General features: G+C 75.1%; 25 protein-coding genes. 15 read left to right on the plus strand and 10 right to left on the minus strand.

Features of this window, described 5'->3' with window-relative positions; genetic code table 11:
* Position 1: 1 nt before the first annotated feature.
* The 6 genes from FJQ57_RS01550 to FJQ57_RS01570 all read left to right on the plus strand — a co-directional run bounded on the left by FJQ57_RS01550 (position 2) and on the right by FJQ57_RS01570 (position 5,574).
* Complete coding sequence (locus FJQ57_RS01550; RefSeq protein WP_139977489.1) at positions 2-1,204, plus strand: CDP-glycerol glycerophosphotransferase family protein; 1,203 nt, start codon at positions 2-4, stop codon at positions 1,202-1,204.
* Between the two features lie 70 nt (positions 1,205-1,274).
* Complete coding sequence (locus tag FJQ57_RS22175; RefSeq protein WP_170219229.1) at positions 1,275-1,415, plus strand: hypothetical protein; 141 nt, start codon at positions 1,275-1,277, stop codon at positions 1,413-1,415.
* 91 nt (positions 1,416-1,506) lie between these two features.
* Positions 1,507-2,511, plus strand: a complete 1,005-nt coding sequence (galE, locus tag FJQ57_RS01555; protein ID WP_139977490.1) for a UDP-glucose 4-epimerase GalE — start codon at positions 1,507-1,509, stop codon at positions 2,509-2,511.
* Complete coding sequence (locus FJQ57_RS01560; protein WP_139977491.1) at positions 2,508-3,314, plus strand: N-acetylmuramoyl-L-alanine amidase; 807 nt, start codon at positions 2,508-2,510, stop codon at positions 3,312-3,314. The genes galE and FJQ57_RS01560 overlap by 4 nt, the downstream gene beginning before the upstream one ends.
* A 90-nt stretch (positions 3,315-3,404) precedes the next feature.
* Complete coding sequence (locus tag FJQ57_RS01565) at positions 3,405-4,316, plus strand: alpha/beta hydrolase (RefSeq protein ID WP_139977492.1); 912 nt, start codon at positions 3,405-3,407, stop codon at positions 4,314-4,316.
* Positions 4,317-4,353: 37 nt separating this feature from the next.
* Positions 4,354-5,574: a glycerophosphodiester phosphodiesterase family protein gene (locus FJQ57_RS01570; RefSeq protein WP_139977493.1), complete on the plus strand. Its 1,221-nt coding sequence runs from the start codon at positions 4,354-4,356 to the stop codon at positions 5,572-5,574.
* Here FJQ57_RS01570 and FJQ57_RS01575 read toward each other — a convergent pair.
* Both FJQ57_RS01575 and FJQ57_RS01580 read right to left on the minus strand, forming a co-directional pair.
* Positions 5,571-6,476 carry a dihydropteroate synthase gene (locus tag FJQ57_RS01575; protein ID WP_139977494.1) on the minus strand — a complete coding sequence of 302 codons (906 nt, stop codon included), beginning with the start codon at positions 6,474-6,476 and terminating at the stop codon, positions 5,571-5,573. The two genes, FJQ57_RS01570 and FJQ57_RS01575, sit on opposite strands and share 4 nt — an antisense overlap.
* A gap of 5 nt (positions 6,477-6,481) precedes the next feature.
* The gene (locus tag FJQ57_RS01580; protein WP_246081662.1) at positions 6,482-7,210 is read right to left on the minus strand and encodes a dihydrofolate reductase family protein; all 729 of its coding nucleotides are present in this window, start codon (positions 7,208-7,210) and stop codon (positions 6,482-6,484) included.
* Positions 7,211-7,376: 166 nt separating this feature from the next.
* On the opposite strand from FJQ57_RS01580, the gene FJQ57_RS01585 reads away from it, so the two are divergent.
* The 5 genes from FJQ57_RS01585 (at position 7,377) to FJQ57_RS01605 (ending at position 14,438) form a co-directional block, all read left to right on the plus strand.
* On the plus strand, positions 7,377-10,019 hold the full coding sequence (locus tag FJQ57_RS01585) for a reprolysin-like metallopeptidase (RefSeq protein ID WP_139977496.1): 2,643 nt from the start codon (positions 7,377-7,379) through the stop codon (positions 10,017-10,019).
* Between the two features lie 118 nt (positions 10,020-10,137).
* A complete protein-coding gene (locus FJQ57_RS01590) occupies positions 10,138-11,478 on the plus strand; it encodes an MFS transporter (protein ID WP_139977497.1) in 1,341 nt (446 codons plus the stop codon).
* A gap of 57 nt (positions 11,479-11,535) precedes the next feature.
* Positions 11,536-12,474 carry an LLM class flavin-dependent oxidoreductase gene (locus FJQ57_RS01595; protein ID WP_211348718.1) on the plus strand — a complete coding sequence of 313 codons (939 nt, stop codon included), beginning with the start codon at positions 11,536-11,538 and terminating at the stop codon, positions 12,472-12,474.
* Between the two features lie 9 nt (positions 12,475-12,483).
* On the plus strand, positions 12,484-13,779 hold the full coding sequence (locus FJQ57_RS01600; RefSeq protein ID WP_139977498.1) for a glycoside hydrolase family 6 protein: 1,296 nt from the start codon (positions 12,484-12,486) through the stop codon (positions 13,777-13,779).
* Positions 13,776-14,438 carry a rhomboid family intramembrane serine protease gene (locus FJQ57_RS01605; RefSeq protein ID WP_246081538.1) on the plus strand — a complete coding sequence of 221 codons (663 nt, stop codon included), beginning with the start codon at positions 13,776-13,778 and terminating at the stop codon, positions 14,436-14,438. The genes FJQ57_RS01600 and FJQ57_RS01605 overlap by 4 nt, the downstream gene beginning before the upstream one ends.
* A 90-nt stretch (positions 14,439-14,528) precedes the next feature.
* Here FJQ57_RS01605 and FJQ57_RS01610 read toward each other — a convergent pair whose 3' ends face one another.
* The 6 genes from FJQ57_RS01610 to typA form a co-directional block, all read right to left on the minus strand.
* On the minus strand, positions 14,529-16,118 hold the full coding sequence (locus tag FJQ57_RS01610) for a fatty acyl-CoA synthetase (protein WP_139977499.1): 1,590 nt from the start codon (positions 16,116-16,118) through the stop codon (positions 14,529-14,531).
* A gap of 23 nt (positions 16,119-16,141) precedes the next feature.
* A complete protein-coding gene (locus tag FJQ57_RS01615) occupies positions 16,142-16,501 on the minus strand; it encodes a hypothetical protein (RefSeq protein WP_139977500.1) in 360 nt (119 codons plus the stop codon).
* Positions 16,502-16,525: 24 nt separating this feature from the next.
* Positions 16,526-17,908, minus strand: coding sequence for an MFS transporter (locus FJQ57_RS01620; protein ID WP_139977501.1), 1,383 nt, complete (start codon positions 17,906-17,908; stop codon positions 16,526-16,528).
* Positions 17,909-17,994: 86 nt separating this feature from the next.
* Positions 17,995-18,690 carry a DsbA family oxidoreductase gene (locus FJQ57_RS01625; protein WP_139977502.1) on the minus strand — a complete coding sequence of 232 codons (696 nt, stop codon included), beginning with the start codon at positions 18,688-18,690 and terminating at the stop codon, positions 17,995-17,997.
* A 6-nt stretch (positions 18,691-18,696) separates the two neighbouring features.
* Positions 18,697-19,101, minus strand: coding sequence for a hypothetical protein (locus FJQ57_RS01630; RefSeq protein WP_139977503.1), 405 nt, complete (start codon positions 19,099-19,101; stop codon positions 18,697-18,699).
* A gap of 14 nt (positions 19,102-19,115) precedes the next feature.
* Positions 19,116-21,005 carry a translational GTPase TypA gene (gene typA, locus FJQ57_RS01635; protein ID WP_139977504.1) on the minus strand — a complete coding sequence of 630 codons (1,890 nt, stop codon included), beginning with the start codon at positions 21,003-21,005 and terminating at the stop codon, positions 19,116-19,118.
* 173 nt (positions 21,006-21,178) lie between these two features.
* Between typA and FJQ57_RS01640 the strand changes: the two genes are divergently transcribed.
* A complete protein-coding gene (locus FJQ57_RS01640) occupies positions 21,179-22,507 on the plus strand; it encodes a protealysin inhibitor emfourin (RefSeq protein ID WP_139977505.1) in 1,329 nt (442 codons plus the stop codon).
* Positions 22,508-22,616: 109 nt separating this feature from the next.
* Here the strand turns inward: FJQ57_RS01640 and FJQ57_RS01645 are convergent, their stop codons facing one another.
* Both FJQ57_RS01645 and FJQ57_RS01650 read right to left on the minus strand, forming a co-directional pair.
* Positions 22,617-23,306 carry an aspartate/glutamate racemase family protein gene (locus tag FJQ57_RS01645; protein WP_139977506.1) on the minus strand — a complete coding sequence of 230 codons (690 nt, stop codon included), beginning with the start codon at positions 23,304-23,306 and terminating at the stop codon, positions 22,617-22,619.
* 212 nt (positions 23,307-23,518) lie between these two features.
* Entirely contained in the window at positions 23,519-24,277 is a 759-nt protein-coding gene (locus FJQ57_RS01650) for an SDR family NAD(P)-dependent oxidoreductase (protein ID WP_139977507.1), read from the minus strand.
* 59 nt (positions 24,278-24,336) lie between these two features.
* Here FJQ57_RS01650 and FJQ57_RS01655 point away from each other — a divergent pair, with 59 nt between their 5' ends.
* Genes FJQ57_RS01655 through FJQ57_RS01665 form a run of 3 tightly spaced genes read left to right on the plus strand, consistent with a single transcriptional unit; the run spans position 24,337 to position 26,552 of the window.
* Positions 24,337-24,753 carry a hypothetical protein gene (locus FJQ57_RS01655; RefSeq protein WP_139977508.1) on the plus strand — a complete coding sequence of 139 codons (417 nt, stop codon included), beginning with the start codon at positions 24,337-24,339 and terminating at the stop codon, positions 24,751-24,753.
* An 18-nt stretch (positions 24,754-24,771) separates the two neighbouring features.
* Positions 24,772-26,055 (plus strand): D-inositol-3-phosphate glycosyltransferase, encoded by a 1,284-nt coding sequence (mshA, locus tag FJQ57_RS01660; RefSeq protein ID WP_139977509.1) that lies wholly within the window; start codon positions 24,772-24,774, stop codon positions 26,053-26,055.
* The gene (locus FJQ57_RS01665) at positions 26,052-26,552 is read left to right on the plus strand and encodes a type III secretion system chaperone family protein (RefSeq protein WP_139977510.1); all 501 of its coding nucleotides are present in this window, start codon (positions 26,052-26,054) and stop codon (positions 26,550-26,552) included. Before mshA ends, FJQ57_RS01665 begins: the two co-directional genes overlap by 4 nt.
* The last annotated feature ends 18 nt before the right edge of the window (positions 26,553-26,570 follow it).

The following is a 26,570-nucleotide window of genomic DNA, read 5'->3' on the forward strand; positions in this document are numbered from 1 at the left end:
GTTGACGGCGGTCCTGCTGCCGACCCTGCTGCGCGCGCTGCGCCTCGTCCTGCCCACCCGACCCGTGGCGTACGTCGTCAGCGGCTCGCCGATGGAGGGCAACGCGCTCGAGGTCGTGCGGGCCCTGGAGGCCCGGTGGGCCGGCGAGCTGCGCTGGGCGGGCGGCCCCTCGGCGGCGTACTGCCGCGCGCAGGGGCTGGAACGGGTGGAGCCGGTCGGGAGGTACGCGCGGCGCGGCCTGGGGGCCTGGCTCACCGCCGAGGTCGTGCTGCTCACCCACGGCGCCTACGGCCTGCCGCGGCGGGTGCCGCGCAAGGTGACGGTCAACCTGTGGCACGGGTCGGGCATGAAGGCGATGGCCCGCTCGCTCCTGCCCGACCGGGCGCTGGGCGGGCCGGCGTACGACCTGCTGGTGACGGGGGCGCGGGTGTGGGGCGACTACTACGCCGACCTGTGCGACCTGCGGCCCGAGGAGGTGGTGGCGTGCGGCAACCCGCGCATCGACGCGTTCACCCGGCCGGCGACGGGGGAGCGGCTGGCGGCGCTGGGGGTGGCGGGGCCGTTCGTGGTGTGGATGCCGACGTTCCGCACCTCGACCGGGCACCGCGCGGGCGCGGGGTGGTCGGACGCGGGCGACCCCGCCGCGAGCACCGCGCTGCTGGCGCAGGTCGCCGCGGATGTGGCGCGGGCGTGCGCGGCGCGCGGGGTGGCGCTGGTGCTCAAGCCGCACCCGCTCGACGCCGACCGGCCGGCCGTGCCGGGGGCCGTGGTGGTGACCGACGCGGCGCTCGAGGCCGCGGGCGTGTCGCTCTACCAGCTGCTCGGCGCGGCCCGCGGGCTGCTCACCGACGCCTCGAGCGTGTGGACCGACTTCCTCGTGCGCGACCGGCCGATCGGGTTCGTCTTCCCCGACGCCGAGGCCTACCGCGCGGGGCGCGGCGTGCACCCGGCCGACGTCATGGAGTGGCTGCCCGGGCCGCTCGTGCACGACGCCGCGGCGATCGCGCGCTGGCTCGACGACGTGCTGGCCGCCGGGGACGCCGACGCCGCGGTGCGCCGCCGGGCCGCGGAGCGCTGCGGGCTCGTCGTGCCCGACGGGTCGGCGGCCGACGCCCTGCTCGACCGGCTCGCCGCAGACCACCCGCGCCTGGCCCGGTCGATCCGGCCGACCCGGTCGCCCCGGCCCCAGGGCCGGGCCGTCTAGTCACATCGGGTCACACGGCGCCGACCGAAGGTGCCTGTCGCCGGGCGCCTGGTGGGCGCACACTGGACCCATGACGGTGCTCCTGGTCCTCCTCGGGCTGCTGGCCTGGTGCCTGGTGCCCCTGCCGCTGGCGGTCCTGGTCGGCCGGGTCCTCGCGGCCGGGCACGGCACGCGGGGGCTGCGCCGCCAGGACCTGGAGCTCTGCAGCTAGGAGCAGCCGACCCGCACGACGCGTCACCGACGGCCGGAGGGAGGTCGTCGGCGAGGCGCCGTCGCTCCGGCCGTCCCGATAGCCTGCCCCGGTGAAGGTCCTGGTCACCGGCGGCGCCGGCTACATCGGTTCGATCACCTGCAAGGCGCTCGAGGACGCGGGCCACGTGCCGGTCGTGCTCGACTCCCTGCTCAACGGGCCGCGGGTCTTCGTCAAGGACCGCATCTTCTACGAGGGCGACATCGCCGACCGCGACCTGGTCCGCCGGATCGCCGCCGAGCACCCCGACCTCCACGCCACCATCCACATGGCCGCACGGATCGTGGTGCCCGAGTCGATGGAGCAGCCCTACCTGTACTACCGCGACAACGTCGCCAAGTCGCTGGAGCTCTTCGACGAGCTCACCGCGCTCGGCCTGCACCGGGTGCTCTTCTCCTCCTCGGCCAGCCTGTACGCCGCCAAGGACGACTTCGAGGTCACCGAGGACGACGCGCTCGCGCCCGCCTCGCCGTACGCGCGGACGAAGCGGATGATCGAGGAGGTCCTCGTCGACCTCGCCGTGGCCAGCGACCTGCGGGCGGTCATCCTGCGCTACTTCAACCCGGTGGGCTCCGACCCCGACCTCGAGTCGGGCATCTACGTCAAGGAGCCCTCGCACGTCATCGGCCAGCTCGTGCTCGCCGCCCGCGGCCTGAAGCCGTCCTTCACCATCACCGGCACCGAGCACCCGACCCGCGACGGCACGGGCATCCGCGACTACATCCACGTCTGGGACCTCGCCCGGGCCCACGTGCGGGCGATCGAGCGCTTCGACGACGCGCTGGCCGCCGAGGACGCGACGTCGACGGTCATCAACGTCGGGGCGGGCGACGGCACGACCGTGCGCGAGCTGGTCGCCGCCTTCGAGCGGGTCTTCGGCTCCGAGGTGCCGATCACCGAGGCCGGGCCGCGGCCCGGCGACGCGATCGGGGCGTTCGCCAACGCCGACAAGGCCGCCCGCCTGCTCGACTGGCGCACCGAGCTGTCCCTCGACGACGCCATCGCGTCCGCACTCGCGTGGGGTGCGAAGCGCCAGGAGATCCTGGGCTACGAATGAGGTTCGTGGCCCTCGCGCTCGCCGCGGTGCTGGTCCTCGCGGCCTGCGCCGCTGGTCCTCCGAGCACGACGGGCACCGCAGCCGCCACGCCGTCCTCGACCGCCCCGACCGCGACCCCCACGCCCGGTCCGGCCCGCCCGCTGGAGGGCCGCACCGTCGTGCTCGACCCGGGCCACCAGCTGGGCAACCGGCGGTTCCCGCGCGAGATCGGCCGCCCCGTGCCCGCCGGCGGGTTCACCAAGCCCTGCAACACCACCGGCACCGCGACCGACGGCGGCTACCCCGAGGCGACGTTCACCTGGCAGGTCTCCCAGCGGGTGGCCGCCCGGCTGCGGGGCCTGGGCGCCCGGGTCGTGCTGACCCGCGACCGCAACTCCGCCCGCGCGTGGGGGCCGTGCGTCGACGTGCGCGGCCGGGCCGGCAACCGCACCGGGGCCGACCTCAAGCTGAGCATCCACGCCGACGGGTCCTACGCCGCCGGCGCGCGCGGGTTCCACGTCGTCCGGCCCCCGCGCCGCGCCCCCTGGACCGCCGACATCGCCGGCCCGTCGCGACGCCTCGCCCTCGACGTGCGCACCGCGCTGCGGCGCGCGGGCTTCGTGCCCGCCACCTACACCGCGGGCGGTGACGGCCTCGACGTCCGCCGCGACCTCGCCACCCTCAACCTCTCCGACGTCCCGACGGTCCTGGTCGAGCTCGGCAACATGCGCTCGCCCCGCGAGGCCCGCGTCATGACCACCCGGGCCGGGCGGGGCCGGTACGCCGACGCGCTGGTGGTGGCGGTGGTCTCGAACCTGCGGTGAGTGGTCTCGAGACAGGCGCCAGGGCGCCTTCCTCGACCACCGTTCGTGGGCCCAGGCCGCGCGCGAGACCACGCCGCTACCCTCGGGCCCATGCCTCTGGACCCCGGGATCGCCGCCCTGCTCGAGCTGATCGAGGCGGCGCCGTACCCGCCGATGCACGAGGGCACGCCCGAGACGGCGCGCAAGGCGTTCCGGGCGATGACCGTCGACCTGGTGACCCCCGAGACGCAGGTGCCCGTGGGGTCGGTCGAGGAGCTCACCGTCGCCGACCGGCCCGCGCGCCTCTACAAGCCGGCCACCGACGGGCCCGTGCCGACGCTGGTCTACCTGCACGGCGGCGGGTTCGTCATCGGTGACCTCGACACCCACGACCAGACCTGCCGCCGGTTGTGCGCGCGGGCCGAGGTCGCGGTGCTCTCGGTCGACTACCGCCTGGCGCCTGAGGCGCCCTACCCGGCCGCGGTCGACGACGCCCTGGCTGCGGTCGCCTGGGCCGCCGACCACCTCGCCGAGCTCGGCGGCGCCGAGGTGCTCGGGGTCGGCGGCGACTCCGCCGGCGGCAACCTGGCCGCGGTGGCCGCCCAGGAGCTCGGCGACCGCGTCGCCGCGCAGGTGCTCATCTACCCCGCGACGCACATGGGCGGCGACTACCCCTCGCGCACCGACAACGGCGAGGGCTACTTCCTCGACATGGCCACGATGCTGTGGTTCGCCGGCCACTACCTGGGCGAGGCCGCCGACCTCGACGACCCGCGCCACTCCCCGCTGCTCGGCTCCGCCGACGGCGTCGCCCGGGCCCTGGTCGTCACCGCCGAGTTCGACCCGCTCCGCGACGAGGGCGAGGCGTACGCCGACAAGCTGGCCGAGGCCGGCGTCGCCGTCGACCGGGTGCGCTACGACGGGCTCATCCACGGCTTCATCGACATGGGTCCGATGAGCCCGGCCGCGGCCGCCGCGCTCGACGACGTCGCCGACCGCGTCGGTCGCCTCCTGCGCGCCTGACCTCCGGGAGCGCCGTCGGCCCGACTACGCTCCCCCCGTGGTCGCAGGCGACGAGGGAGGCTGGTGGGTCCGGCGTGCCGTGCTGGCGGCGCTCGCCGTGCTCGGCGTGGTGACCGCCGTGTTCGCGGTGGTGGCGGTCCGCTCCGGCGACGCCCCCGCGGCCGAGGAGGCCGACCTGGGCGAGGAGGCGGTCTCGGCCTACACCTTGCTCGCCGACCCCACGGCGTCGGTGGCGCCGCTGCGCTACGGGCGGCTGCTCGTCGCGGGCCAGGAGGGTGCGCCGGTCGAGCACCTCGCCGGCACGCTGCCGTCCTTCGAGGCCGCGATGGAGGCCGGCGTCGACTACCTCGAGGCCCCGGTGGTCGCCAGCTCCGACGGCCTGCTCGTCGTCCTGCCCTCCCACGACCTGGCCGTCGGCACCGACGTGGCCAGCCGACCCGATCTCGCCGACCGGCGCACCACCAAGACCGTCGACGGCCAGGGCGTGACCAGCTGGTTCAGCGAGGACTTCACGCTGGCCGAGCTGCAGACCCTCCACGCCACCGAGCGCGACCCCGGGCTGCGGCCGCAGACCGCCGCGGAGTCCGGCACGGTGCCGTTGCTGTCCCTCGACGACCTCCTGGTGCGCCTCGACGAGGTCTCCGCCCAGCAGAGCCGCCAGATCGGCCTGGTGGTCGAGCCGCGCCAGGCGGCGTACTTCCGCTCGATCGGCATGCCGCTGGAGAAGGCCGTGGCCCAGTCGCTGCGCCTGGGACGCCTCAACATCGAGCCCGAGCTGGCGACCGTGCAGTCCGACGACCCGGCCGTGCTCCGTCGCGTCGACGCCAACCTGGGCGAGAACGTCCTGACCTCCTTCATCGTCCGTGCCGGCGACGCGGGCGCGCTCGACGCCGACCGGCTGGCCGCCCTGCCCGAGGGGGTCGACGCGGTGTCGGTCGAGGTGGCGGCCTTCGAGGGGCAGGACCCCTACGCCCTGGCCGACCGGGTCCACGACGCCGGCCTGGCGCTCGGCGTCTTCCCCATCTCCTACGAGAACGCCCGGCTCGCGCCCGGCTTCCGCAAGGGCACCGACCCGGCTGCCCCGGGCAACCTGCTCGGCCAGGTCGAGGGCCTGCAGCTGATCGGGGTCGACCTGGTGCTCACCGAGTCGCCCCAGCAGGTCCGCGAGGCCATCGCGGCCCTGGCCGAGGGGACCGGCGAGGCGCCCACCGAGGAGCCCAGCGAGACGCCCACCGAGACGCCCACCGAGACGCCCTAGACGTCGTCGGTGCGGACCGGCAGCTCCCGCATCGCCTCGAGGACGGCGACGACGTGCGGCACCTCGTGGGTGCGGTGCAGCCCGACGCCGCCGAGGTGGGCGAGCACGGCGAACATGCCCTCGGCGGTGCGGTACTGGTCCTCGAACAGCTCGAAGGCGTGCGGCAACGACTGGCAGACCGGGACGCCGAGCCGGCGGAGCCGGAACGACGCCAGCAGCACGGCGGTCTGGTGCCGGCGCCGCGCGCGCTTGTCGTCGAGGCGGAAGCCGAACCCGAGGCCGGGGTCGACCGCGGCGCTGCGCACGCCGCGGGCGCGGGCGTCGTCGAGGCGGCGGCCGAAGTCGTCGAGCATCCGCGGGAACGGGTCGGTGTCGACGTCGCTGCCGTCGAGGTCGCGGGCGTGGGGGCCGTGCACGTGGCACAGCACGACGGACGCGCCGTGCTCGGCGGCCAGGTCGAACATCGCCGCGTCCTGGTCGGACCCGGTGAGGTTGACCATGCGGGCACCGGCCTCGAGGCAGGCCGCGACCACCGGCGGCTCGTAGCTCTCCACCGAGACCACCACGCCCGCCCCGGCGAGCTCGCGCACCACGGGAACGAGCCGGCCGACCTGCTCGTCGGCGCCGACCTTGGCCGCGACCGCCTGGCTGGACTCCGCACCCACGTCGACGACGTCGGCGCCCTGGGCGGCCAGGACCTTGCCGCGGCGCACGGCCGAGGCGTGGGTCGTCGCGACGCTGTCGCGGTAGGAGGAGTCGCCGGAGAGGTTGACGACCCCCATGACCGCCGCGCGCTCGTCGGTGTCGACCTCGCGGTCGCCCACCAGCAGCGGGGCGACGGGCAGGTCGAGGTCGGCGGCGTGCTCGCCGGCGAGGGCGGCGAGGGCGGCCAGGGAGATCACCGGGCTCAGGCCTTGACGTAGCGGTTCATCAAGAAGCCGTCGGCGCTCAGCACGTGGCGCAGCTCGAAGCGCGCGACCTCGGCGAGGCCGTCGCTGGAGGAGACGTGCTCGTGGCCGGCGAAGACGGGGGAGAGGGTGATGTCGGCCTCGTCGACCAGCCCGGCCCGCACCATCGCCTCCAGCAGCTGCGGTCCGCCCTCGCACACGACCCGGCGCAGCGCGCGCCCGACCAGCTGGTCGAGGACCCACCCGGGCTGGACGTCGTCGCCCGGGGCGGTCAGCACCTCCGCCCGCGCCTCGCGAGCCCGGGCCAGTGCCTCGGCCGGCGGCTCGGCGACCGTGAGCACGAGCGGCACCTCGTCGGACCCGGTGAACACCTCGGTGTCCCACGGGAGGTCGAGGGAGGGGCTGACCATCGCCAGCCGCGGGGCCGGGCGCTGGCCGTTGCGCTCGCGGGCCTCGGCGTCGGCCTCCTGGGCCCGCATGGCGCCGTACCCCTCGGCGCGGATGGTGCCCGCACCGACGAGCACGGCGTCGGCGTGGCGGCGCACCGCGCGGAAGACGGCGCGGTCGGCGTCGCCGGAGATCGAGCCGCTCAGGCCGTCGGGCCCGGCGGGTGCGCCGTCGAGGGTGGTCACCATCATCGCGCGGACCCACGGGCCCTCGTCGGGCCACGGGTAGGCGGCCAGGACACCGTCGTCGTCGACCTCGCCGCGGTGCTCGCCCCAGATCATCTCCACGGGCCGAAACTAGCCCCCGGGGTCGCCGCGCCCTCACCCGTGGGGAGGACGGGCGGAACACTCCGGCCGGTGTCCACGCACGCCCGTACCCGCATGTCGGTGGTCGGGCCTAGGGTGCAGTGGTCCCGGCACCGGGCCGGGCCTCGGAGGGAGCCTCCCCATGCCTCTTGCCCGACCCGGCCGCACCGCGCGCCTGGCCGCCGCCGTGTCGGTGGTCGTCGCCGCCGCGCTGCTGCCGGCCTTGTCGCCGTCCGCCGCCGCGCCGCCCACCGACGGGCTCGCCGCGCGCGGCGCCGACCCCACCTACAAGCCCGTCACCGGGTTCACGCCGCGCGGCGACAAGGTCCGCGTCCACCCCGAGCGCTACTCCGCGGTGCGCGTCGACCTCGGCGCGGTCCGCTCGCGCCTCGCGGGTGCCCCGCGCGAGGGCTCCGGCGCGACGACGACGATCAGCGTGCCGACGCCGTCCGGTGCCACCCAGCAGTTCGCGGTGTTCCGCACCGAGGTCCTGGCGCCCGAGCTGGCCGCGGCCCACCCCGAGATCGCCACCTACGAGGGCCGCGCCGTCGGCGACCCGACCACCACCGTCGCCCTCGACGTGACCCCGATGGGCTTCCACGCCGCCGTCCGCGGGCCGCAGGGCCAGCGCTCGTGGTACGTCGACCCCGCCTACGACCAGCGCGGCACCACGACCCACCTCGCCTTCTGGGGCAACGCCACCCAGCGGCCCGAGGAGGCCTTCGTCGAGCGCGAGGCGCCCGAGGTCAAGCGGGCCAAGGCCCTGCGCTCCCGCTCGCCGCAGGCCCGGGCCGCGGGCACCGTCGTGGAGAAGCGCTACCGCCTCGCGCTGACCAGCGACCCGTCGTACGCCGCGTACTTCGGCACCGGCAACGTGCTGGCCGAGAAGGCGACGCTCATCAACCGGGTCAACCAGATCTACCGCCAGGACCTCGCGATCACGCTGCAGCTCGTCAACGAGACCCCGGCGCTCAACTTCGACACCGACGCCAAGGCGACCGGGGCCGGCGGGCCCTGCGGCGCCGAGCCGTGCTTCCGCACCGTGGTCGACCCGACCGCGCCCGCCGAGGAGCAGTACGGCGACCTGACCTTCTGCTCCGGCGAGACCCTCGCTCGCAACCGCCTGGTCCTCGGCCAGGTCATCGGCGCGTCAAACTACGACGTCGGCCACATCGCGCTCGGCGTCAACGGCGGTGGCGTGGCCTACCTCGGCGTCGTCGGGGCCGACTACAAGGGCGGTGGCTGCACCGGCCTGCCCGAGCCCGAGGGCGACTTCTTCGCCATCGACTACGTCGCCCATGAGCTCGGCCACCAGTTCGCCGGCAACCACACCTTCGACGGCGTGCAGAACGCCTGCTCCGGCGGCAACCGCAACGGTGGCACCTCGGTCGAGCCCGGCTCGGGCTCCTCGGTGATGGCCTACGCCGGCATCTGCCGCCAGGACGACCTGCAGCCCCACACCGACCCCTACTTCTCCTGGCAGACCCTCGACGAGGTCAACGCCTACACCGGGGCCGCGCTGGCGCCGGTGGTCGAGGTGCAGACGGTCTCCCTGACCGGGTTCGGGGCCCCCGGCTCCAGCGTCCAGCTCGGCTTCGGCGGGGCCAGCGTGTCGATCCCGGCCGACGGCTACACCAACGCAGCGGTCGAGACGGCCGTGGAGACCCTCACCGGACAGGACGTCACGATCGCGCCCTGGGGCTACGACCCCTACGGCAGCTTCGAGACCTACCCCGCCCCGATCGGCGCGGTCGGCCCGACCGGCTTCCAGGTCATCTTCGCCCCGACCGCCGCCCCCGACGCGACGGGCACCTTCACCGACGTCGCGCCGCTGACGGTCACCGGCGGCAGCACCGGCGTCTCCGGCTTCGTCGGCGAGACGGCCAAGGGCGGTGCGGCCGACAACGCCGGCACCTCGACCAAGGTCACCACCAACACCGCGCCCCGCGTGGTCTCGACCAACGCCCGCCGCACGATCCCGGTCCGCACGCCGTTCCGGCTCAGCGGCCAGGCCGCCGACCCCGACGGCGACCCGCTGACCTACCTGTGGGAGCAGGCCGACAAGGGTCTCGAGGCCACCGGCACCAGCCTGGTGAGCAACCGCAAGGTCTTCGGTCCGCTGTTCCGGGTCTTCGGCACGGCCGCCGACGTCAGCGACGCCGACGCGCTCGAGTCGCCCTCCCCGGGCCAGAACACCGCCGGCCGGTCCGGGGTGCGCAGCTTCCCCGACCTCGCCCAGGTGCTCGCCGGCAACACCAACGCCCGCACCGGCACCTGCCCCACGGTCGCGCCGCCGTCCACCGACCCCGACGTCGAGTTCGTCCCGGTCCCCAAGCCGATCGTCGACTGCTTCAGCGAGTTCCTGCCGACCCGCGGCTACCGCGGCACCCTCGGCCAGCCCACGGGCCTGCTGCACTTCCGCCTGACGGTGCGCGACGGCCGCGGCGGCGTGGCCTACCGCAACGTCGGGGTGCAGGTCGACCGCTCGGCCGGCCCGTTCCGGGTCGTCTCGCAGGCCACCCGGCGCACGTTCGGCAAGGGCCAGACCATCGGCGTGAAGTGGCGGGTCAACGGCACGCGGCGCCTCGCGCAGCGGGTCGCGATCTACCTCTCGACCGACGGCGGCACCACCTGGAACCGCACGCTGGCCAAGGCCACGCCCAACGACGGCTTCCAGCGCGTGAAGCTGCCCCGCCAGGCCCGCTCGAAGCAGGCGCGGATCGTCGTGGCCGCCCGCAACAACCTGTTCTACGACGTCAGCCGCTCCACCTTCCGGATCCGCTGACCGCACCACCGCTGGCAGCACCCTCGGCCGCGCCCCGGCCGGTGTCCACGTCGACACCGGCCGGGGCGCGTCGTCGTTGCCGGGAACAACCGACCCCGGCCCGGTGTTGGGCCCGGTCGTGACTTCCCGACCCGACGACTCCCGCCGGGTGTCCCTGCTCCTGGGCCTGCTCTTCGGGCTGGCCGGCATGGGCTCCTCCTCGGCGGCCGTGGCCGTGCCGCTCATCGCCGAGGACTTCGGTACCGGCGCCGGCACGGCGACCTGGACGATCAGCCTCTACGCCCTGATGCTCGCGGTGACGACGGCGGTGTACGGACGCGTCTCCGACCTGGTCGGCATCCGGCTCCCGCTCCTGGTCGGCACCGGCCTGATGACGGCGGGCGCGGTGCTCGCCGCCCTCGCCCCGACGTTCGAGGTGCTGCTGGTGGCCCGGCTGGTGCAGGGCGCGGGCGCGGCCGCCGTCCCCACGCTCGGGGTGGCGGTCCTCAACGGCCGGTACGCCGGCTCCACCCGCGGCCTCGCGCTCGGCCGGCTGGCCGGGGTCGCGGCCGCCGTGAGCTGCCTCGGCCCCCTGGCCGGCGGTCTGGTCGAGCACGCCTTCGGCTGGCGCGCGGTCATGGCCCTGCCCGTGCTCGGCCTCGTCGTCCTGCCGGTGCTGTGGCCGGCCCTGACCCGCGCCGGCTCGGGGGCCCGCCTCGACCTGCTGGGCGCGGTGCTCGTCGCGCTGACCGCGGCCGGGGTCGTGCTCCTCGTGCAGTCGCCGTCCACCGGTGCCGCGGTCGCGGTGGCCGGGCTGCTGCTGGTCGCGCTCGGCACGCCCGCCACGGTGTCGCGGGTGCGCCGCAGGCCCCACGGGTTCCTGCCGCTCGAGGTGGTCCGCAACGGCGTCGTCGTGCGGAGCGCGGCCGCGGCGGCCGCGGTGCCGGCGGCGTGGTTCGCGCTGCTGGTCGGCGTCCCCGCGGTGCTCGTCGGCGCCGGCTGGGAGCCCTGGCAGGTCGGCCTGCTGCTCCTGCCGAGCTCGGCCCTCGCCCTCCTCGTGCCTCGCTACGCCGGCCGCGCGATCGACCGGTTCGGCCCCGCCCGGGCCATCGCGGTCGCCGGGGTGGTCTCGACCGTCGCCCTGCTCGTCGCGGCCCTCGGCGCCGGCCTGACCTCCGGCCCCCTGCTCGGCCTCGGGGTCCTCATGGTCACCGTCGCCTTCGGGGTCGGCCAGCCCGCGATGACCGCGTCGGTGGCCGACGCCGTCGAGCCGGACGTCCGCGGGGTCGCCCTCGGGGTCGCCACCCTGGTCTTCCTCGTCGGCGGCAGCGTCGGCTCGGCCGTCATCGGCGGCCTGGGCGACGTGCTCGGCATCGACTGGGCCCTCGTGCTGCTGGCCCTGCTGCCCCTCCTGGGCCTGGCCGTGCTCGCCCGTGAGCTCACCGGCGACCGGAAGCCGGCGTACGCCCCGGTCGACTGACCGTGGACCCGTCGTGTCCCACGACGGGTCAGCGTCGCCGCTGCGACAGTGGGCGGCATGCAGCTCGGTCTGACCCTGCCCGTGATGGAGCCCGACCTCTGGGAGCGGGGTGCCTCGACCCTCGAGGCGTGGGCCCGCGCCGTCGACGAGGGACCGTGGGCCTCGCTGTGCTTCGGCGAGCGGATGGCGTTCGACAACCCCGAGACCCTGACCCTGCTCGGGGCGGTCGCAGCCTGGACCAGCCGGGTCCGGCTGGTGACCACGGTCGTGGTGCCCCAGCTGCACGACCCGGTGCTGCTGGCCAAGGCCCTGGCCACCGGCGACCAGCTCAGCGCCGGTCGGCTCGTGGTGGGTCTCGGCGTGGGTGGGCGCGGGGAGGACTACCGCGCCGTGGGGGCCGACCTGGCCGACCGCACCGTCGCCGGGCTCGACGACCGGGTGGCCACGATGCGCAGCGTGTGGCGCGGCGAGCACGACGCCGGCGCCGTACGACGCGTCGGGCCGCCGCCCGCGCAGGCCGGCGGTCCGCCGCTGCTGGTCGGGGCCCTCGGTCCGCGCACCATCCGGCACGCCGCGGCCTGGGCCGACGGGCTGGCGGGCGTCACCCTCGACCTGGACGTGGCGGCGGTGGGCCGCACCTTTGACCTGTGCCGCGAGGCGTGGGCGGCGCAGGAGCGTCCGGCGCCGCGGCTCACGACGTCGTTCTGGTGCGCGCTGGAGGAGGACGGGCATCCCGGAGGGGCGCGGGCCCAATTGCACCGCCACCTGCGGCACTACATGAACTGGCTGCCCGTCGACCTGGTCGACGCGATGGCCCCGACGACGGGCTTCGCCGGCACCGCGGCCGAGCTGGAGGCCGTGCTCGGCGCCCTCGCCGACGTCGGCGCCGACGAGGTGCACCTCATCCCGGTGGCTTCCGGCGTCGAGCAGGTGCACCGGCTGGCGCAGGTCGCCGGACGGGTCGCCGACCGGGTGTCCTCCGGGGGTGTCGTGTAGAACGGGGCGGTGCGTTCCCCGACCGCCGCCGTCCCGGGCCTGCTGGTCCTCGCCGCGCTGGCCCTCGCCGGCTGCGGCGGGTCCGGGTCCTCCACCGCCGACCCGCCCGCCCAGGCGTCGGTCGCGACCTCGCCGGCCCCGACGAGCGACCCGACGAAGGACGCCGAGGCGGGCCTGGCGCGGCTGCAGGAACGGGTGGAGGCGATCGCCCGTCAGCAGCGCCGGGAAGCCCGGCAGCAACGGCGGGAGGCCCGGCGCGAGCGCCAGGAACGGCAGGAGCGGCGGGAGGCCAAGCGCGAGCGGCGCGAGGCGAGGAACGCCGACAACCCGCTCGCCGGTCGGCCGTGGGGCGTCTACCAGGGGCCGCGGGAGATGTGGTGGGAGCCCTGGCAGCGCTCCTCCGGGGAGACCCGGGCCCTCCTCGACGAGATCGCCCTGCAGCCCAAGGCGTCCTGGTTCGGGTCGTGGATCGGCGACGCCGACATCGAGGAGGCCACCCGCGAATACGTCCGCGTCTCGCAGGCCGGCGACCCGCAGGCCCTGGTGCAGGTCGCGATGTTCCGGATGGAGCCGTGGGAGCACGAGGCCTGCGACCGGCTGCCGTCGGCGGCCGAGCAGGCGTCGTACCGGCGGTGGACCGACGCGTTCGCCCGCGGCCTGGGCGACGCGCACGCCGCGGTCGTCCTGCAGCCCGACGGCCCGTTCGCCTCCTGCGTGCCCGGCGGCATCGGGATGCCGTCGGAGCTGATCGCCTACAGCGCGAAGGTCCTCTCCGACCTGCCCCACACCAGCGTCTACATCGACGGCGGCGCCGGTGACTGGCCGGCCGAGGGCCAGGGCGGCGTCGACGCAGCGGTCGACTTCCTCGTCCCCGCCGGCATCGAGCACGCCCGCGGCATCGCCCTCAACAGCACGCACTACTCCGCGACCGAGCTCGAGGTGCGCCGCGGCGCGGCCCTGTCCGAGGAGCTCGCCGCCCGCGGCTACCCGGGCAAGAAGGTCGTCATCAACACCAGCAGCAACGGCAACCCGTTCGAGTTCGGCCGCTACACCGGACCCGACCCCGACAACGCGTTCCCGTGCACCAGCCGCGACGACGACCGCACCTGCGTCTCCCTCGGCATCCCCCCGACCACGAAGGTCGCCGACCCCCGGTGGGGCCTGCCCGACGCCGTCGCGACGCTGGCCCGCCGCTACGTCGACGGCTACCTCTGGTTCGGCCGGCCGTGGCTGTACCGGCAGAACTCGCCGTTCGAGATGGACCGCGCGCTGCAGGTCGTCCGCAGCTCGCCGTACGTCGGGTGAGCGGCCGCGTCGACGGGCCCCCGCCCGGCAAGCGGCCCCGCCCGACCTGGCTCTCGGCGGCCATGGGGTCGGTCGGGTTCGTGGTGCTGCTCTACGTCATGGAGGGCGTCGACACCGTCGCCGACAACCGCCTCGACCTGTACGGCGTCCGCCCCCGCTCCGACGAGGGGCTCGTCGGCGTGCTGCTGGCGCCGCTGCTGCACGCGGGCTGGGTGCACCTGGAGGCCAACACCGTCCCGGCCCTCGTGCTGCTCTTCCTCGTCCTGGTCACCGGCATCGCCCGCGGCGTCGCGGCCACGGCCATCATCTGGGTCGTCGGCGGCCTCGGCGTGTGGCTGGTCGCGCCGGCGAACGAGATCCACCTCGGCGCCTCGACCCTGATCTTCGGGTGGGTCGTCCACACGCTGCTGCGCGGCTTCTGGGACCGTTCCGGCCGCGAGCTGCTCATCGGCGTCCTCGTCCTCCTCGCCTACGGCGGCATCCTGGTCGGCGTCGTGCCCAGCGATTCCGGCGTCTCCTGGCAGGGGCACCTGTTCGGTGCCCTCGGCGGCGGCCTCGCGGCGTACCTGCTCGGCCGGCGCCGCGACGACGGGCCTGGTGGCCGTGGGGCTGTCGGGGCGGGTGGGACTCGCGGGGCCGGTGGCAGATTCTCCGGTTAAGCGGAGGATCTCCCACTCCTGGTGGGAAGTTCCCGACCAGAAGTGGCAGTTTCTCCGCTTAACCGGAGGTTTTGCCAGGTCGCGCGACCCTCAACCGTCGTCCCGGGCCAGGTCGGCGTGCTCGTCGCGCAGCTGCCGCTTGAGGATCTTGCCGGAGGGGTTCTTGGGCAGCGCGTCGGCGACGACGACGTACTTGGGTGTCTTGTAGCCGGCGAGGCGCCCGCGGGTGTGGACGATGACGTCGTCGGGGGCGAGGGTCTCGCCGTCCTTGGGCACGACGACGGCGACCACGGCCTCGACCCAGCGCGGGTGGGAGACGCCGAAGACGGCGACCTCGGCGACGCCGGGGACCTCGTAGACGGCCTCCTCGACCTCGCGGGAGGCGACGTTCTCGCCGCCGGTCTTGATCATGTCCTTCTTGCGGTCGACGACGTAGAGGCGGCCGCCGTCGTCGAGGTAGCCGAGGTCGCCGGAGTGGAACCAGCCGTGGCGGAACGCCTCGGCGGTCTTCTCCTCGTCCTTGTAGTAGCCCAGGGTGGCGTGCGGGGAGCGGTGCACGATCTCGCCGACCTCGCCGGGCGGCAGCGGGTCGACCGAGGAGCCCTCGGGGTCGACGATGCGGGTCTCGACGTTGAGCGACGCGCGGCCGGCCGAGCCGGCGTACGCCAGCTGCTCGTCGGGGCCTAGCGCGGTGGCGAGCGGCGACATCTCGGTCTGGCCGTAGAAGTTCCACAGCCGCACCTCGGGCAGGCGCTGCTGGATCTCCTTGAGCACCTCGACGGGCATGGGGGAGGCGCCGTAGTAGCCCTTCTCGAGCGAGGACAGGTCGGCGTCGTCGAAGCCGGGGTGGCGCAGCAGGCCGATCCACACCGTCGGCGGCGCGAAGAACTTGGTCACCCGGTGCTCCTCGATCGCCGCCAGCACCGCGGCCGGGTCGGGGCCGGGGAGGATGACCGAGGTGGTGCCGAGCCACACGTCGGGCCCGAGGAACACGTCGAGCTGCGCGCAGTGGTAGAGCGGCAGCGTGTGCAGCTCGACGTCGTCGGGGCGGTAGTCGCCGTCGAGCGCGCACGAGGCGTACTGCCACATCAGGGCCCGGCTGCTCAGCAGCGCGCCCTTGGGCCGCGACTCGGTGCCGGAGGTGTACATCAGCCGCACCGGGTCGTCGTCGCCCACGGCCACCTGCGGCGGCGTGCCGTCGTGGTCGAAGAAGGCCTGCGCGTCGACCCAGCCCTCGGGCACGTCGCCGCTGGCCAGTCGTACGACGGCCCGCACCGGCACCTCGAGCCCGTCGAGGGCCTTCGTGGCCACGGGGAGCAGGGCGTCCTCCACCACGAACGCCCGCGCCTCGCTGTGGTCGAGGATGTAGCCGACCTCGTCGGCGCCGAGCATGAAGTTGACCGGTACCAGCACGACCCCGACGCGGGCGGTGGCGAAGACCAGCACGGCGTACTGCCAGGAGTTGTGGCACAGCAGCGCCAGCTTGTCGCCCTGACGCAGCCCGGCGTCGGTGATCGCGGCCGCGGCCCGGTCGACGACCGCGTCGAGCTCGGCGAAGGTGTAGGACGTCGCGCCGTCGACGATGGCCGGCTTGTCGGGGAAGCGCTGCGCCGTGCGGCGCGGCAGGTCGCCGAGGGCGTGCTGGCGGGCGTGGGAGATCTCGGGTGTGACCTGGGTCATGCGCCCCAAACTACGAGCACGGCCTACGAGGTGGTCGGGGCCCCCGCCAGCGCCGGCGCGCGCCGGGTCGCCCGGCCGCTGCGCAGCACCAGGGCGAGGAGCAGCAGCGCGGCGCCGACGACCTCCAGGACGGAGTAGACGGTGGGCAGCGAGCTGAGGACGTAGCCCTCGAGGATCGTGGAGGAGCCGCCGAGCTCGAGCTGGGCCCGGGAGGCGGTGAGCGTGGTCGCGGGGACGAGCATCAGCACCGCGCCCAGGGCGGCGGGCCGGGCCCAGGCTCGCTCGCGCAGGTGCTGCAGCGCCCACACGGCCAGTGCGAACCACACCAGCGTCTCGAGGCCCTGCGCGGCCAGCTGCACCCAGGCCTGCGTCTGCGGCTCCATGGAGGGAGCCTACGGACCGCGGGCTCACCCCGCCGGGGTTCGCGGGTCCCGCAGGCTGGACCCGACCGCGGCGGCCAGGCACAGCCCGGCCAGGGTGAGCAGCGCGGCGGTCAGGGCGGCGCCGTCGCCGCCGTACACCCCGACGAGGACGATGCTGAGGGCGGAGCCGGCCGCGAAGCCGAGGTAGCGCAGCAGCTGGTTGAAGGCCATCGCGCTGCCGGTCTCGGTGGGCGGCACGTGCGGCACGAGCAGCCCGGCCAGGGAGGAGAACGAGAAGCCGCTGCCCAGCCCACCCACGGCCATGGCCAGCAGCAGCTGCCACAGGTGCTCGTGGTGCCAGGCGAGCAGGGCCAGGGACGCCGCGAACGACGTGCAGCCGACCGGCAGCAGCACCCGCCCGCCCCAGCGTCGCTCGACGCGGCGGGCGGCCTGGCTGCCGAGCACGCTGGCCACGGAGTAGGGCAGGAGCACCAGCCCGGCGGCGGCGACGCCCAGCCCCAGGCCGAAGCCGGCCGACCCGTCGGCCCGGACCACGACGACGGCCAGGCTGAGCAGGCCGTACATGCCGACGCCGAGCACCAGCGCGACGACGTGCGGCCCGACCACGCCGGGCCGGGCGGCCAGGCGCAGGTCGACCAGCGGCTCGGGACGGCGCAGCGTCCAGGTGACCCACGCGGCCGTGGCGACGACCCCGACGGCGGCCAGCGCGAGGACCGGCGCCGAGGTCCAGCCCCACGCCCGGCCCTGGCTGACCGCCAGGAGGAGGGACAGGGTGCCGGTGGCCAGCAGGGCCGCGCCCCCGACGTCGACCGGTTGCCCGGGCACGTCGAGGTCGGCCGGCACGTGGCGCAGGGCGCGGAGCAGGGTGAGCGTGACGAGCGCGGTGCCGAAGACGTAGGCGCCGTGCAGGCCGGCGTGCTCGGCCACCAGCGAGGTGACCGGGTAGCCGAGGCCGGCGCCGGCCACCGTCGTCACCGAGAGCAGCCCGAGCGCGCGGGCCTGGTCGACGCCCCCGTAGGCGTCGCGGGCCACGGCCAGCGCCAGCGGCACCAGCGCCAGGCCGGTGCCCTGCAGCGCCCGGCCCACCACCAGCGCGCCGAACCCGAGCGGCAGCGCGGCCAGCCCTGTGCCCAGCAGCACCACCGCCACGCCGGCCAGGATCGTCGGTCGGCGCCGCCGCCCGCTGCCCAGCCGGCCGAGCAGGGGCGTGGTGACCGCCCCGGCCAGCAGGGTGGAGGTCAGTGCCCACTGCGCAGCGCCCAGGCTGACGTCGTACGACGCGGCGATGCTCGGCACCAGCGGGGCGCCCAGGCTGCTGACGACCGCTCCCACGGTGGTGAGCAGCGCGAGCGTGGTCAGCCGGGCCCGGTCGCGGCGCCAGGAGGCGGTGCGAGCGGGAGCGGCCACCGGGCCATCCTCCCCGCGGCGCCCCCGGGTGCGGCCGGCAGGCCCGGTGCCGAGGCGCGAGCGGAACGAGCGGCCCGGGACCGGTCTCAGGTGGCGCAGACGTCGCCGTCGCAGCCGGGGGCGCCGTCCGGGCTCACCATCGTGAGCGGGGCGCGCTCGGCCCAGGCCTGCTCGAGCACCTGCGCGAAGACCTCGGTCGGCTGGGCGCCGCTGATGCCGTAGCGGCCGTCGACGACGAAGAACGGCACACCGGTCGCGCCGTGTGCCGCGGCCTGGGCGACGTCGGCCGCGACCTCGTCGGCGTGGGCGGCGGAGGACAGCACGGCCCGGGCCTCGTCGGCGTCGAGGCCGACGGAGGTCGCGACGTCGACGAGGACGTCGTGGTCACCGACGTTGCGCGCCTCGACGAAGTAGGCGTGCAGCAGTGCCTCCTCGAGCTCCCCGCGCCGCTCGCCCGCCGCGTGCAGGAGCCGGTGGGCGTCGACGGTGTTGACGTGGAGCGCCTCGCCGTGGCGGCTGAAGTCGAGGCCGACCTCGGCCGCGACCTGCTGCACCTGGGCGACCATCTGCGCGCCCGCCTCCGGGCCGCCGCCGTACCGCCGGCCGAGGAGCTCGGCGACCTTCTCGGTCGGCTCGGTCGGGGCGGTGGGGTCGAGCTGGAACGAGCGCCACACGACCTCGACCTCGTCACGGTGCTCGAAGCCCTCGAGTGCCGCCTCCAGCCGGCGCTTGCCGATGTAGCACCAGGGGCAGACGACGTCGGACCAGATCTCGATGCGCACGCGGGGTCAACCCGCGTCGGGCGCGCCGTGTTCCCGTCGTCGGTGGGCGAGCGCGGCCAGGACGAGGGAGGCCGCCACCAGCCCGACCGCCAGGGCCTGGGCCCAGGCCAGCTCGGTCGCCCACCCGCGGTCGACGATGAAGCCGGGCAGGTCGGTCCAGGCCTCGATGAGGACGTTCGAGCCGGGGTCGTCGACGGAGGCGCCGCTGGAGCGCCGGCGCACCAGCACGGCGTCGACCAGCACCGTCACCGCGACGCCGGCCCCGAGCACGCCGCCGGCCAGCCCGAGGAGGCCCCACGTGCGGCGCACGGCGAGCAGGCCGGCGCCGACCACCACGAGCCAGACGACGACCTGGGCGACGAGCGCGGGCAGGCCGGGTCCGTCGAAGCCGAGGTAGAGGGAGGACTCCACGGGTCAGCGCACCGTCAGCGGGTGCCCTTGCGGGCACGGCTGGCGGTCTTGGCCCGCTCGTTCTGGTCGAGGACGACCTTGCGGATGCGGACGGCCTCGGGGGTGACCTCGACGCACTCGTCGTCGCGGCAGAACTCCAGGCACTGCTCCAGCGAGAGCTTGCGCGGCGGGACGAGCTTCTCGAAGTTGTCGGAGGTGGCGGACCGGATGTTGGTCTGCTGCTTCTCCTTCGTGATGTTGACGTCCATGTCGTCGGCGCGGGAGTTCTCGCCGACGATCATGCCCTCGTAGACCTCGGTGGTCGGCTCGACGAACATGACGCCGCGCTCCTGCAGCGAGGTCATCGCGTACGCCGTGGCCGCGCCCTTGCGGTCGGCGACGAGCGAGCCGTTGTTGCGGGCCCGGATCTCGCCGGCCCACGGCTCGTAGCCCTCGGAGATGCCGTGGGCGATGCCGGTGCCGCGGGTGTCGGTGAGGAACTGGGTGCGGAAGCCGATCAGCCCGCGCGCCGGCACCAGGAACTCCATCCGCACCCAGCCGGTGCCGTGGTTGGTCATCTGCTCCATGCGGCCCTTGCGGGCGGCGAGCAGCTCGGTGATGGTGCCGAGGTACTCCTCCGGCGCGTCGATGGTCAGGCGCTCGAACGGCTCGTGCAGCTTGCCGTCGACCTCCTTGGTGACCACCTGCGGCTTGCCGACGGTCAGCTCGAATCCCTCGCGACGCATCTGCTCGACCAGGATGGCCAGCGCGAGCTCGCCGCGGCCCTGCACCTCCCAGGCGTCGGGACGCTCGGTGGGCAGGATGCGCAGCGACACGTTGCCGATGAGCTCGGAGTCGAGGCGGTCCTTGACCAGGCGAGCGGTCACCTTGCCGCCCTTGACCCGGCCGACCAGCGGCGAGGTGTTGGTGCCGATGGTCATGGAGATGGCCGGCTCGTCGACGTGGATGAGCGGCAGCGCGACCGGGTTCTCGGGGTCGGCCAGGGTCTCGCCGATGGTGATCTCCGGGATGCCCGCGATGGCGACGATGTCGCCCGGACCGGCGGACTCGCCCGGCTTGCGCTCCAGGCCCTCGGTGACGAGCAGCTCGGTGATCTTGACGTTCTTGACGTCGCCGTTGCGCCGCATCCACGCGACCTGCTGGCCCTTCTTGAGGGTGCCCTGGTGGACGCGCACGAGCGCGAGGCGACCGAGGAACGGCGAGGCGTCGAGGTTGGTGACGTGGGCCTGCAGGGGCGCGCCCTCGACGTACGTCGGCGCCGGGATGGTGTCGAGGATGGTCTTGAACAGCGGCTCGAGGTCGTTGCCGTCGGGCATCGAGGCGTTCTCGGGCTGGGTCAGGCTGGCGATGCCGGCCCGGCCGCTGGCGTAGACGACGGGGAAGTCGAGCGCGTCCTGGCTGTGGGAGTCGTCGAGCAGGTCCATGAACAGCTCGTAGGTCTCGTCGACGACCTCACTGATGCGCGCGTCGCCCCGGTCGGTCTTGTTGACGACCAGGATGACCGGCATGTCGGCGTTCAGCGCCTTGCGGAGCACGAAGCGGGTCTGGGGGAGCGGGCCCTCGGAGGCGTCGACGAGCAGCACGATGCCGTCGACCATCGACAGGCCGCGCTCGACCTCGCCGCCGAAGTCGGCGTGGCCGGGGGTGTCGATGATGTTGATCGTCATCGGCTTGCCCTCGGCCGCGGGCCCGGCGTAGTGCACCGCGGTGTTCTTGGCGAGGATGGTGATGCCCTTCTCGCGCTCGAGGTCGCCGGAGTCCATGACCCGCTCGGCGACGCTCTCGGCCTGGTGGGCGGTGAACGCCCCCGCCTGGCGGAGCATGGCGTCGACCAGCGTGGTCTTGCCGTGGTCGACGTGGGCCACAATGGCCACGTTGCGGATGTCGGCGCGGGTGGTGCTCATGCGGGTACGGCGTCCTGTCGGGTCGGCGGCGCGCGCAGCTCGCGCGCGGTGCGGTCGGGCGGCCCGAGGGCCTTGTCGAGTCTAGGTCCGGGGGTGCGCCGGGGCCGATTCGTGGCGGGCGTGACGGTGCTCGCCCGTTCCCTTGCGTCGGTGGTCGGGGGTAGGAAGAGGGCATGTCTCGGACCGCCTGCTTCCTCCCCCCGCACCTGCTGCGCCGCCTGGCCGAGCTCGACCCGGCCGCGGCGACCACCCTGGTCACCGACGACGCGATCCGCGCGGCCCGCGCCGCCGTCCCGCCCACGGTGCTGGCGCCCGTGCGGGCGGCCGACGCCCCGGCCTGGACCGTCCACGACGCGGGCGGCGAGCAGGAGCTGCCGGGCCGGCCGGTGCGGTCCGCGGGGGAGCGGGCCACCGGTGACGTCGCGGTCGACGAGGCCGCCGACGGGGTGGCGGCGTCGCTGGCGCTGCTGGCCGAGGTGTTCGGCCGCGACTCCTTCGACGGCGCCGGGGCGCCGGTGCTGGCCACCGTCCACTTCGGCCAGCGCTACGTCAACGCCTTCTGGGACGGCACCCAGCTCGTCTTCGGCGACGGCGACGGCGTGCTGTTCGACCGGTTCACCAAGCCCGTCGACGTCATCGGCCACGAGCTGGCCCACGCCCTCACCGAGCGCACGGCCGGCCTCGTCTACCGCGACCAGCCCGGCGCCCTCAACGAGTCGGTCTCCGACGTCTTCGCGGCCTGCCTCAAGCAGCGGCTGCTGGGCCAGACCGCGGCCGAGGCCGACTGGCTGGTCGGCGAGGGGCTGTTCCTGCCCGGCGTCCAGGCGCGGGCGCTGCGCGACATGCGCGCCCCGGGCACGGCGTACGACGACCCGCGGCTGGGGCAGGACCCCCAGGTCGGCCACCTCGACGACTACCTCGACACCACCGACGACAACGGCGGGGTCCACCTCAACTCCGGCATCCCCAACCGGGCCTTCCACCTCGCCGCGGTGGCCATCGGCGGCCGCACGTGGGAGGGCGCCGGCCCCATCTGGTACGCCGCCCTCACCGGCGGGCAGGTCGGCCCCGAGACCGACTTCGCGGGCTTCGCCGCGGCCACCGTGGCCGCCGCGGGGGAGCACGCCGAGGCGGTGCGCGGGGCGTGGGCGGGCGTCGGCGTCACCGCCGGTGCCGCGCCGGCCGGCGCAGGCTCGTCGCAGCCGGCACCGGCCCCCGCGGCGTCCCGGGTGCGGGTCCGCCGGACGGGCGGCTTCATCGGCAGCGCGGTGGAGTCGGTCGTCGACCTCGACGCGGGCGGTCTCGACGCCGAGACGGCGGGCGAGCTCCGCGAGCTCGTGGGACGCGTCGGCGCGCTCCCGGCGTCGCCGCGCAGCAACCACCCCGACGCGTTCAGCTACGAGATCGAGCTCGGCGGCCGGTCCGGTCGGCTGGCCGAGAGCGACCTCGACCCCGACCTCCGCCGCATCGTCGACCTGGTGCTGCGCAACGGACAGGTCTAGGTCGGCCCGGGGGAGGGGTGACCTGGCGACCTCCCGTGGTGCGGGAACGGTCGCTGGCTCACCGCCACCCGGAGCCGAGCCCTGGTCAGCGGGCGGCCGACCGGTTCGGTCAGCCCAGGGCGCGGTCGAGCGCGGCCTCGACGTGCAGCGTGGTGGCGGGCAGGACGGGGAGGTCGACGTCGGACTGCCCGATGAGCAGCTCGATCTCGGTGCAGCCGAGCAGCACGCCCTCGGCGCCCCGGTCCCACAGCCCGTCGATCACGTCGACGACGCGGCGGCGGGTGCGGTCGAGCACGTGGCCGTGCACCAGCTCCTCGTAGATCGCAGTGTTGATCCAGTCGTGGTCGGCCGGGTCAGGCACGACCGTCTCCAGGCCGCGGCCCGCGAAGTGCTCGGCCAGGAACCCGTCGGCCATCGACACGGTGGTGCCGACGACGCCCACGGTGCCGAGCCCGGCCGCCTTGGCCGCGTCGGCCACGACGTCACCGAGGTGCAGCAGCGGGATGTCGACCGCCTCGGCCACCTGGTCGGCGACCTTGTGGAACGTCGTGGTGCACAGCAGCAGGAAGTCGGCGCCGCCGCGCTCGACGCTGCGGGCCGCGTCGGCGAGCAGGGTGCCGATCTGGTCCCAGCGCGCCGCCTCCTCCATCGCGGTCAGCTCGGCGAAGTCGACGGTGCTCATCACCAGCTGCGGCGAGGCGAGGCCGCCCCGGCGGGCGCGCGTCCCGACGTTGAGGGCGCGGTAGTAGGCCGCGCTCGACTCCCAGCTCATGCCCCCGACGAGGCCGATCGTCTGCATGACGCGAGGTTATCGAGGACGGAGCCGGGTGCCCGACCGCGGCCGGGGAGTGGTCTCGAGACGGGCCGCCACGCGGCCCTCCTCGACCACCGTGTGGCCCGGTCGCGCCGCCGCCGGGAGGACCAGCGTGGTGGGACCCGGTAGTCCACGGTGGTCGAGGAGGGACGAAGTCCCGTCTCGAGACCACGCGACCGCAGCCGGGAGGACCAGCGTCAGCCCTGGCGGTGGACCTTGTGCTGGGCGGCCTGCGCCCGCGGCCTGATGACCATCTCGTCGACGTTGACGTGCCGGGGGCGGGTGACCATCCACCCGATCGCGTCGGCGACGTCCTCGGCGACGAGGGGCTCGGCGACGCCGGCGTACACCGCGTCGGCCTTGTCCTGGTCACCGTTGAAGCGGACCAGGGAGAACTCGTCGGTCTTGACCATGCCGGGGGCGATCTCGGTGACCCGCACGGGCTGGTCCCACAGCTCCAGGCGCAGCGTCTCGGTGACGACCTGCGTGCCGTGCTTGGCCGCGGTGTAGCCGGCGCCGCCCTCGTAGGCGATGCGACCGGCGGTGGAGCCGACGTTGCAGATGATCCCGGCCTGGTCCTCGGCGCGCAGCAGGGCGGGCAGGAGGGCGCGGGTGACCTGCACCATCCCGATGACGTTGACCTCGTACATCCGGCGCCACTCCTCGGCGTCGGCCTGGGCGACGGGCGCGGAGCCGAAGGCACCGCCCGCGTTGTTGACCAGCACCTCCAGCCGGTCGTCGAAGCGGTCGCGCACGAGCGCCGCCAGGTCGGCCACCGACGCGGCGTCGGTGACGTCGAGGGTGGCCGCCGTGCCACCGATCTCGGCGGCGAGCGCCTCCACCCGGTCGGTGCGCCGCGCGGCGCAGACGACGTGGAACCCCGCCTCGGCGAGGGTGCGGGCGGTGGCGGCGCCGATGCCGCTGCTGGCTCCGGTGACGATCGCGGTCCTGGTCATGCCGTGATCATCGCGCGGCTGGCACACTGGTCCGCCGTCGGGTCGCGCAGGAAGGATCTGTGCGCAAGGGGGTCTCGGTGCGCCAGCTCGCCCTCGGTGCTGCCCTCGTGGGCGGCATCGCCCTGGTCGCCCACCTGTACGTCGACAGCGCCGCCCTCGCCTGGGGCGGCCGCGGTCTCCTCGCGGTCGCCGTGGCCCTGGCCGGCGCCACGCTCGGCCGCCAGGCGTGGCTCCAGGCCGTCTGCGCGGCCGGCGCGGTCGCGCTCGCGGGGTCGCTGCACCTGCTGCTCATCGACCTCGGGCCGCGGATGCAGGTCGAGGCGGTGGTCGGCGGCCTGGCCACGCTGGTCGTCGGGGTGCTCGTGATGCGCCCGACCCCCGCGCGCCCGACCGCGCCTCCGTCTCCGTCCCCGTCCCCGTCCTCGGCCCCGTCCCCGGCCCCGTCCCCGGCCCGCCCGGGGAATCACCGGCACTGATCAGGCGTTGGGGCGGTCATGGGTGCAGTGGGTTCCGGCGACGACGTGCGTCGGCTGGCGATGATCAGCCTGCACACCTCGCCGCTCGACCAGCCCGGCACCGGTGACGCCGGCGGCATGAACGTCTACGTCGTCGAGCTGGCCCGCCGCCTGGCCGCGCGCGGGGTCGAGGTCGACGTCTTCACCCGCGCCACCCGCTCGAGCCAGGGCGCCGTCGTACCGCTGGCCGACGGGGTGTCGGTGCGCCACATCACCGCAGGCCCGTTCGAGGGCCTGACCAAGCACGAGCTGCCCGGCCAGCTGTGCGTCTTCGCCCGCGAGGTGCTGCGCACCGAGGCCGCGCTGCCGGTCGGCCACTACGACGCCGTCCACTCCCACTACTGGCTCTCCGGCCAGGTCGGCGCGCTGGCGCGCGACCGCTGGGGCGTGCCGCTGGTGCACAGCATGCACACCATGGCGAAGGTCAAGAACGCCGCGCTCGCCGTCGGCGACACCCCCGAGCCCGCCGCCCGCCTCATCGGCGAGGAGCAGGTGGTCGAGGCCGCCGACGTCCTGGTCGCCAACACCGACCTCGAGGCCAAGCAGCTCATCAACCTGTACGACGCCGAGCCGGCGCGCGTGGAGGTCGTGCACCCCGGGGTCGACCTGGCGGTGTTCGCCCCGCCGGCCGACGGGCCCGACGGGGCGCGGGCCGGGCTCGGCCTCGACCCCGACGCGGTCGTGCTGCTCTTCGCCGGGCGCATCCAGCCGCTCAAGGCGCCCGACGTGCTCGTGCGGGCCGTGGCCGTGCTGCTGGAGCAGGTGCCCGAGCTGCGCCCCCGCCTGGTCGTGCCGATCGTGGGTGGGCCCTCGGGCAGCGGCCTGGACCGGCCGACCGCGCTCGCGGCGCTGGCGGCCGAGCTGGGCGTCGACGACGTGGTGCGGTTCGTGCCGCCGGTGACCCAGTCCGAGCTGGCCCGCTGGTACGCCGCGGCCACGCTGGTCGCTGTGCCGTCGCACAACGAGTCCTTCGGCCTGGTCGCCGTCGAGGCCCAGGCCTGCGGCACGCCCGTGGTCGCCGCGGCGGTCGGCGGGCTCACCACCGTCGTCGGCGACGGGCGCAGCGGCCTGCTCGTCGAGGGCCACGACCCGCGCGACTGGGCCAGGGTGCTGCGCCGGGTCGTCACCGAGCCCGGCCTGCGCGACCGGCTCGCCGCCGGGGCCCGGGCCCAGGCCGCCTGCTTCTCCTGGGACGCCACCGCGGAGCAGGTGCTGGGGGTGTACCGGCGGGCCCGCAGCCGCATGCGAGAGTCCGTCGGGTGACCGCACCCGCCGAGGTCGTCCGCGCCTGGCTCGACGACAACGACATCGCCCACGACGAGGTCGCCGAGGGGGTGTTCTCGTTCGCGCTGCCGGGGGAGCGCAAGCTGCAGACCCCCGTGCGGGTCGACGTCGGCGTGCACCAGGTCGGCATCCACGCCTTCGTGTGCCGCAAGCCCGACGAGAACCACGCCGGCGTCCACCACTGGCTGCTGCAGCGCAACCTGCGCACCTACGGCGTGGGGTTCGCCGTCGACCACCTCGGTGACATCTACCTCGACGGCCGGCTGCCGATCCAGGTCGTCACGCCCGACGAGCTCGACCGGCTGCTCGGCGCCGTGCTGACCGTCGCCGACGAGTCCTTCAACACCCTGCTCGAGCTCGGCTTCGCCTCCGCCATCCGCAAGGAGTGGGAGTGGCGGCGCCTGCGCGGGGAGTCGACGGCCAACCTCGAGGCCTTCCGCGGCTGGCTGGAGACCGCCGACACCGACCCGTCGTAGTCAGCACCGGTCGGCGAC

It is taken from the genome of Nocardioides litoris (assembly GCF_006346315.1).
In the GTDB taxonomy this organism is placed as follows: domain Bacteria; phylum Actinomycetota; class Actinomycetes; order Propionibacteriales; family Nocardioidaceae; genus Nocardioides; species Nocardioides litoris.

Coding starts and splice junctions, on each gene's coding strand:
- FJQ57_RS22175 (WP_170219229.1), top strand. CDS start 1,275: ATGACGGTGCTCCTGGTCCTCCTCGGGCTGCTGGCCTGGTGCCTGGTG.
- FJQ57_RS01560 (WP_139977491.1), top strand. CDS start 2,508: ATGAGGTTCGTGGCCCTCGCGCTCGCCGCGGTGCTGGTCCTCGCGGCC.
- FJQ57_RS01565 (WP_139977492.1), top strand. CDS start 3,405: ATGCCTCTGGACCCCGGGATCGCCGCCCTGCTCGAGCTGATCGAGGCG.
- FJQ57_RS01580 (WP_246081662.1), bottom strand. CDS start 7,210: ATGATCTGGGGCGAGCACCGCGGCGAGGTCGACGACGACGGTGTCCTG.
- FJQ57_RS01585 (WP_139977496.1), top strand. CDS start 7,377: ATGCCTCTTGCCCGACCCGGCCGCACCGCGCGCCTGGCCGCCGCCGTG.
- FJQ57_RS01595 (WP_211348718.1), top strand. CDS start 11,536: ATGCAGCTCGGTCTGACCCTGCCCGTGATGGAGCCCGACCTCTGGGAG.
- FJQ57_RS01610 (WP_139977499.1), bottom strand. CDS start 16,118: ATGACCCAGGTCACACCCGAGATCTCCCACGCCCGCCAGCACGCCCTC.
- FJQ57_RS01615 (WP_139977500.1), bottom strand. CDS start 16,501: ATGGAGCCGCAGACGCAGGCCTGGGTGCAGCTGGCCGCGCAGGGCCTC.
- typA (WP_139977504.1), bottom strand. CDS start 21,005: ATGAGCACCACCCGCGCCGACATCCGCAACGTGGCCATTGTGGCCCAC.
- FJQ57_RS01640 (WP_139977505.1), top strand. CDS start 21,179: ATGTCTCGGACCGCCTGCTTCCTCCCCCCGCACCTGCTGCGCCGCCTG.
- FJQ57_RS01645 (WP_139977506.1), bottom strand. CDS start 23,306: ATGCAGACGATCGGCCTCGTCGGGGGCATGAGCTGGGAGTCGAGCGCG.
- FJQ57_RS01650 (WP_139977507.1), bottom strand. CDS start 24,277: ATGACCAGGACCGCGATCGTCACCGGAGCCAGCAGCGGCATCGGCGCC.
- mshA (WP_139977509.1), top strand. CDS start 24,772: ATGGGTGCAGTGGGTTCCGGCGACGACGTGCGTCGGCTGGCGATGATC.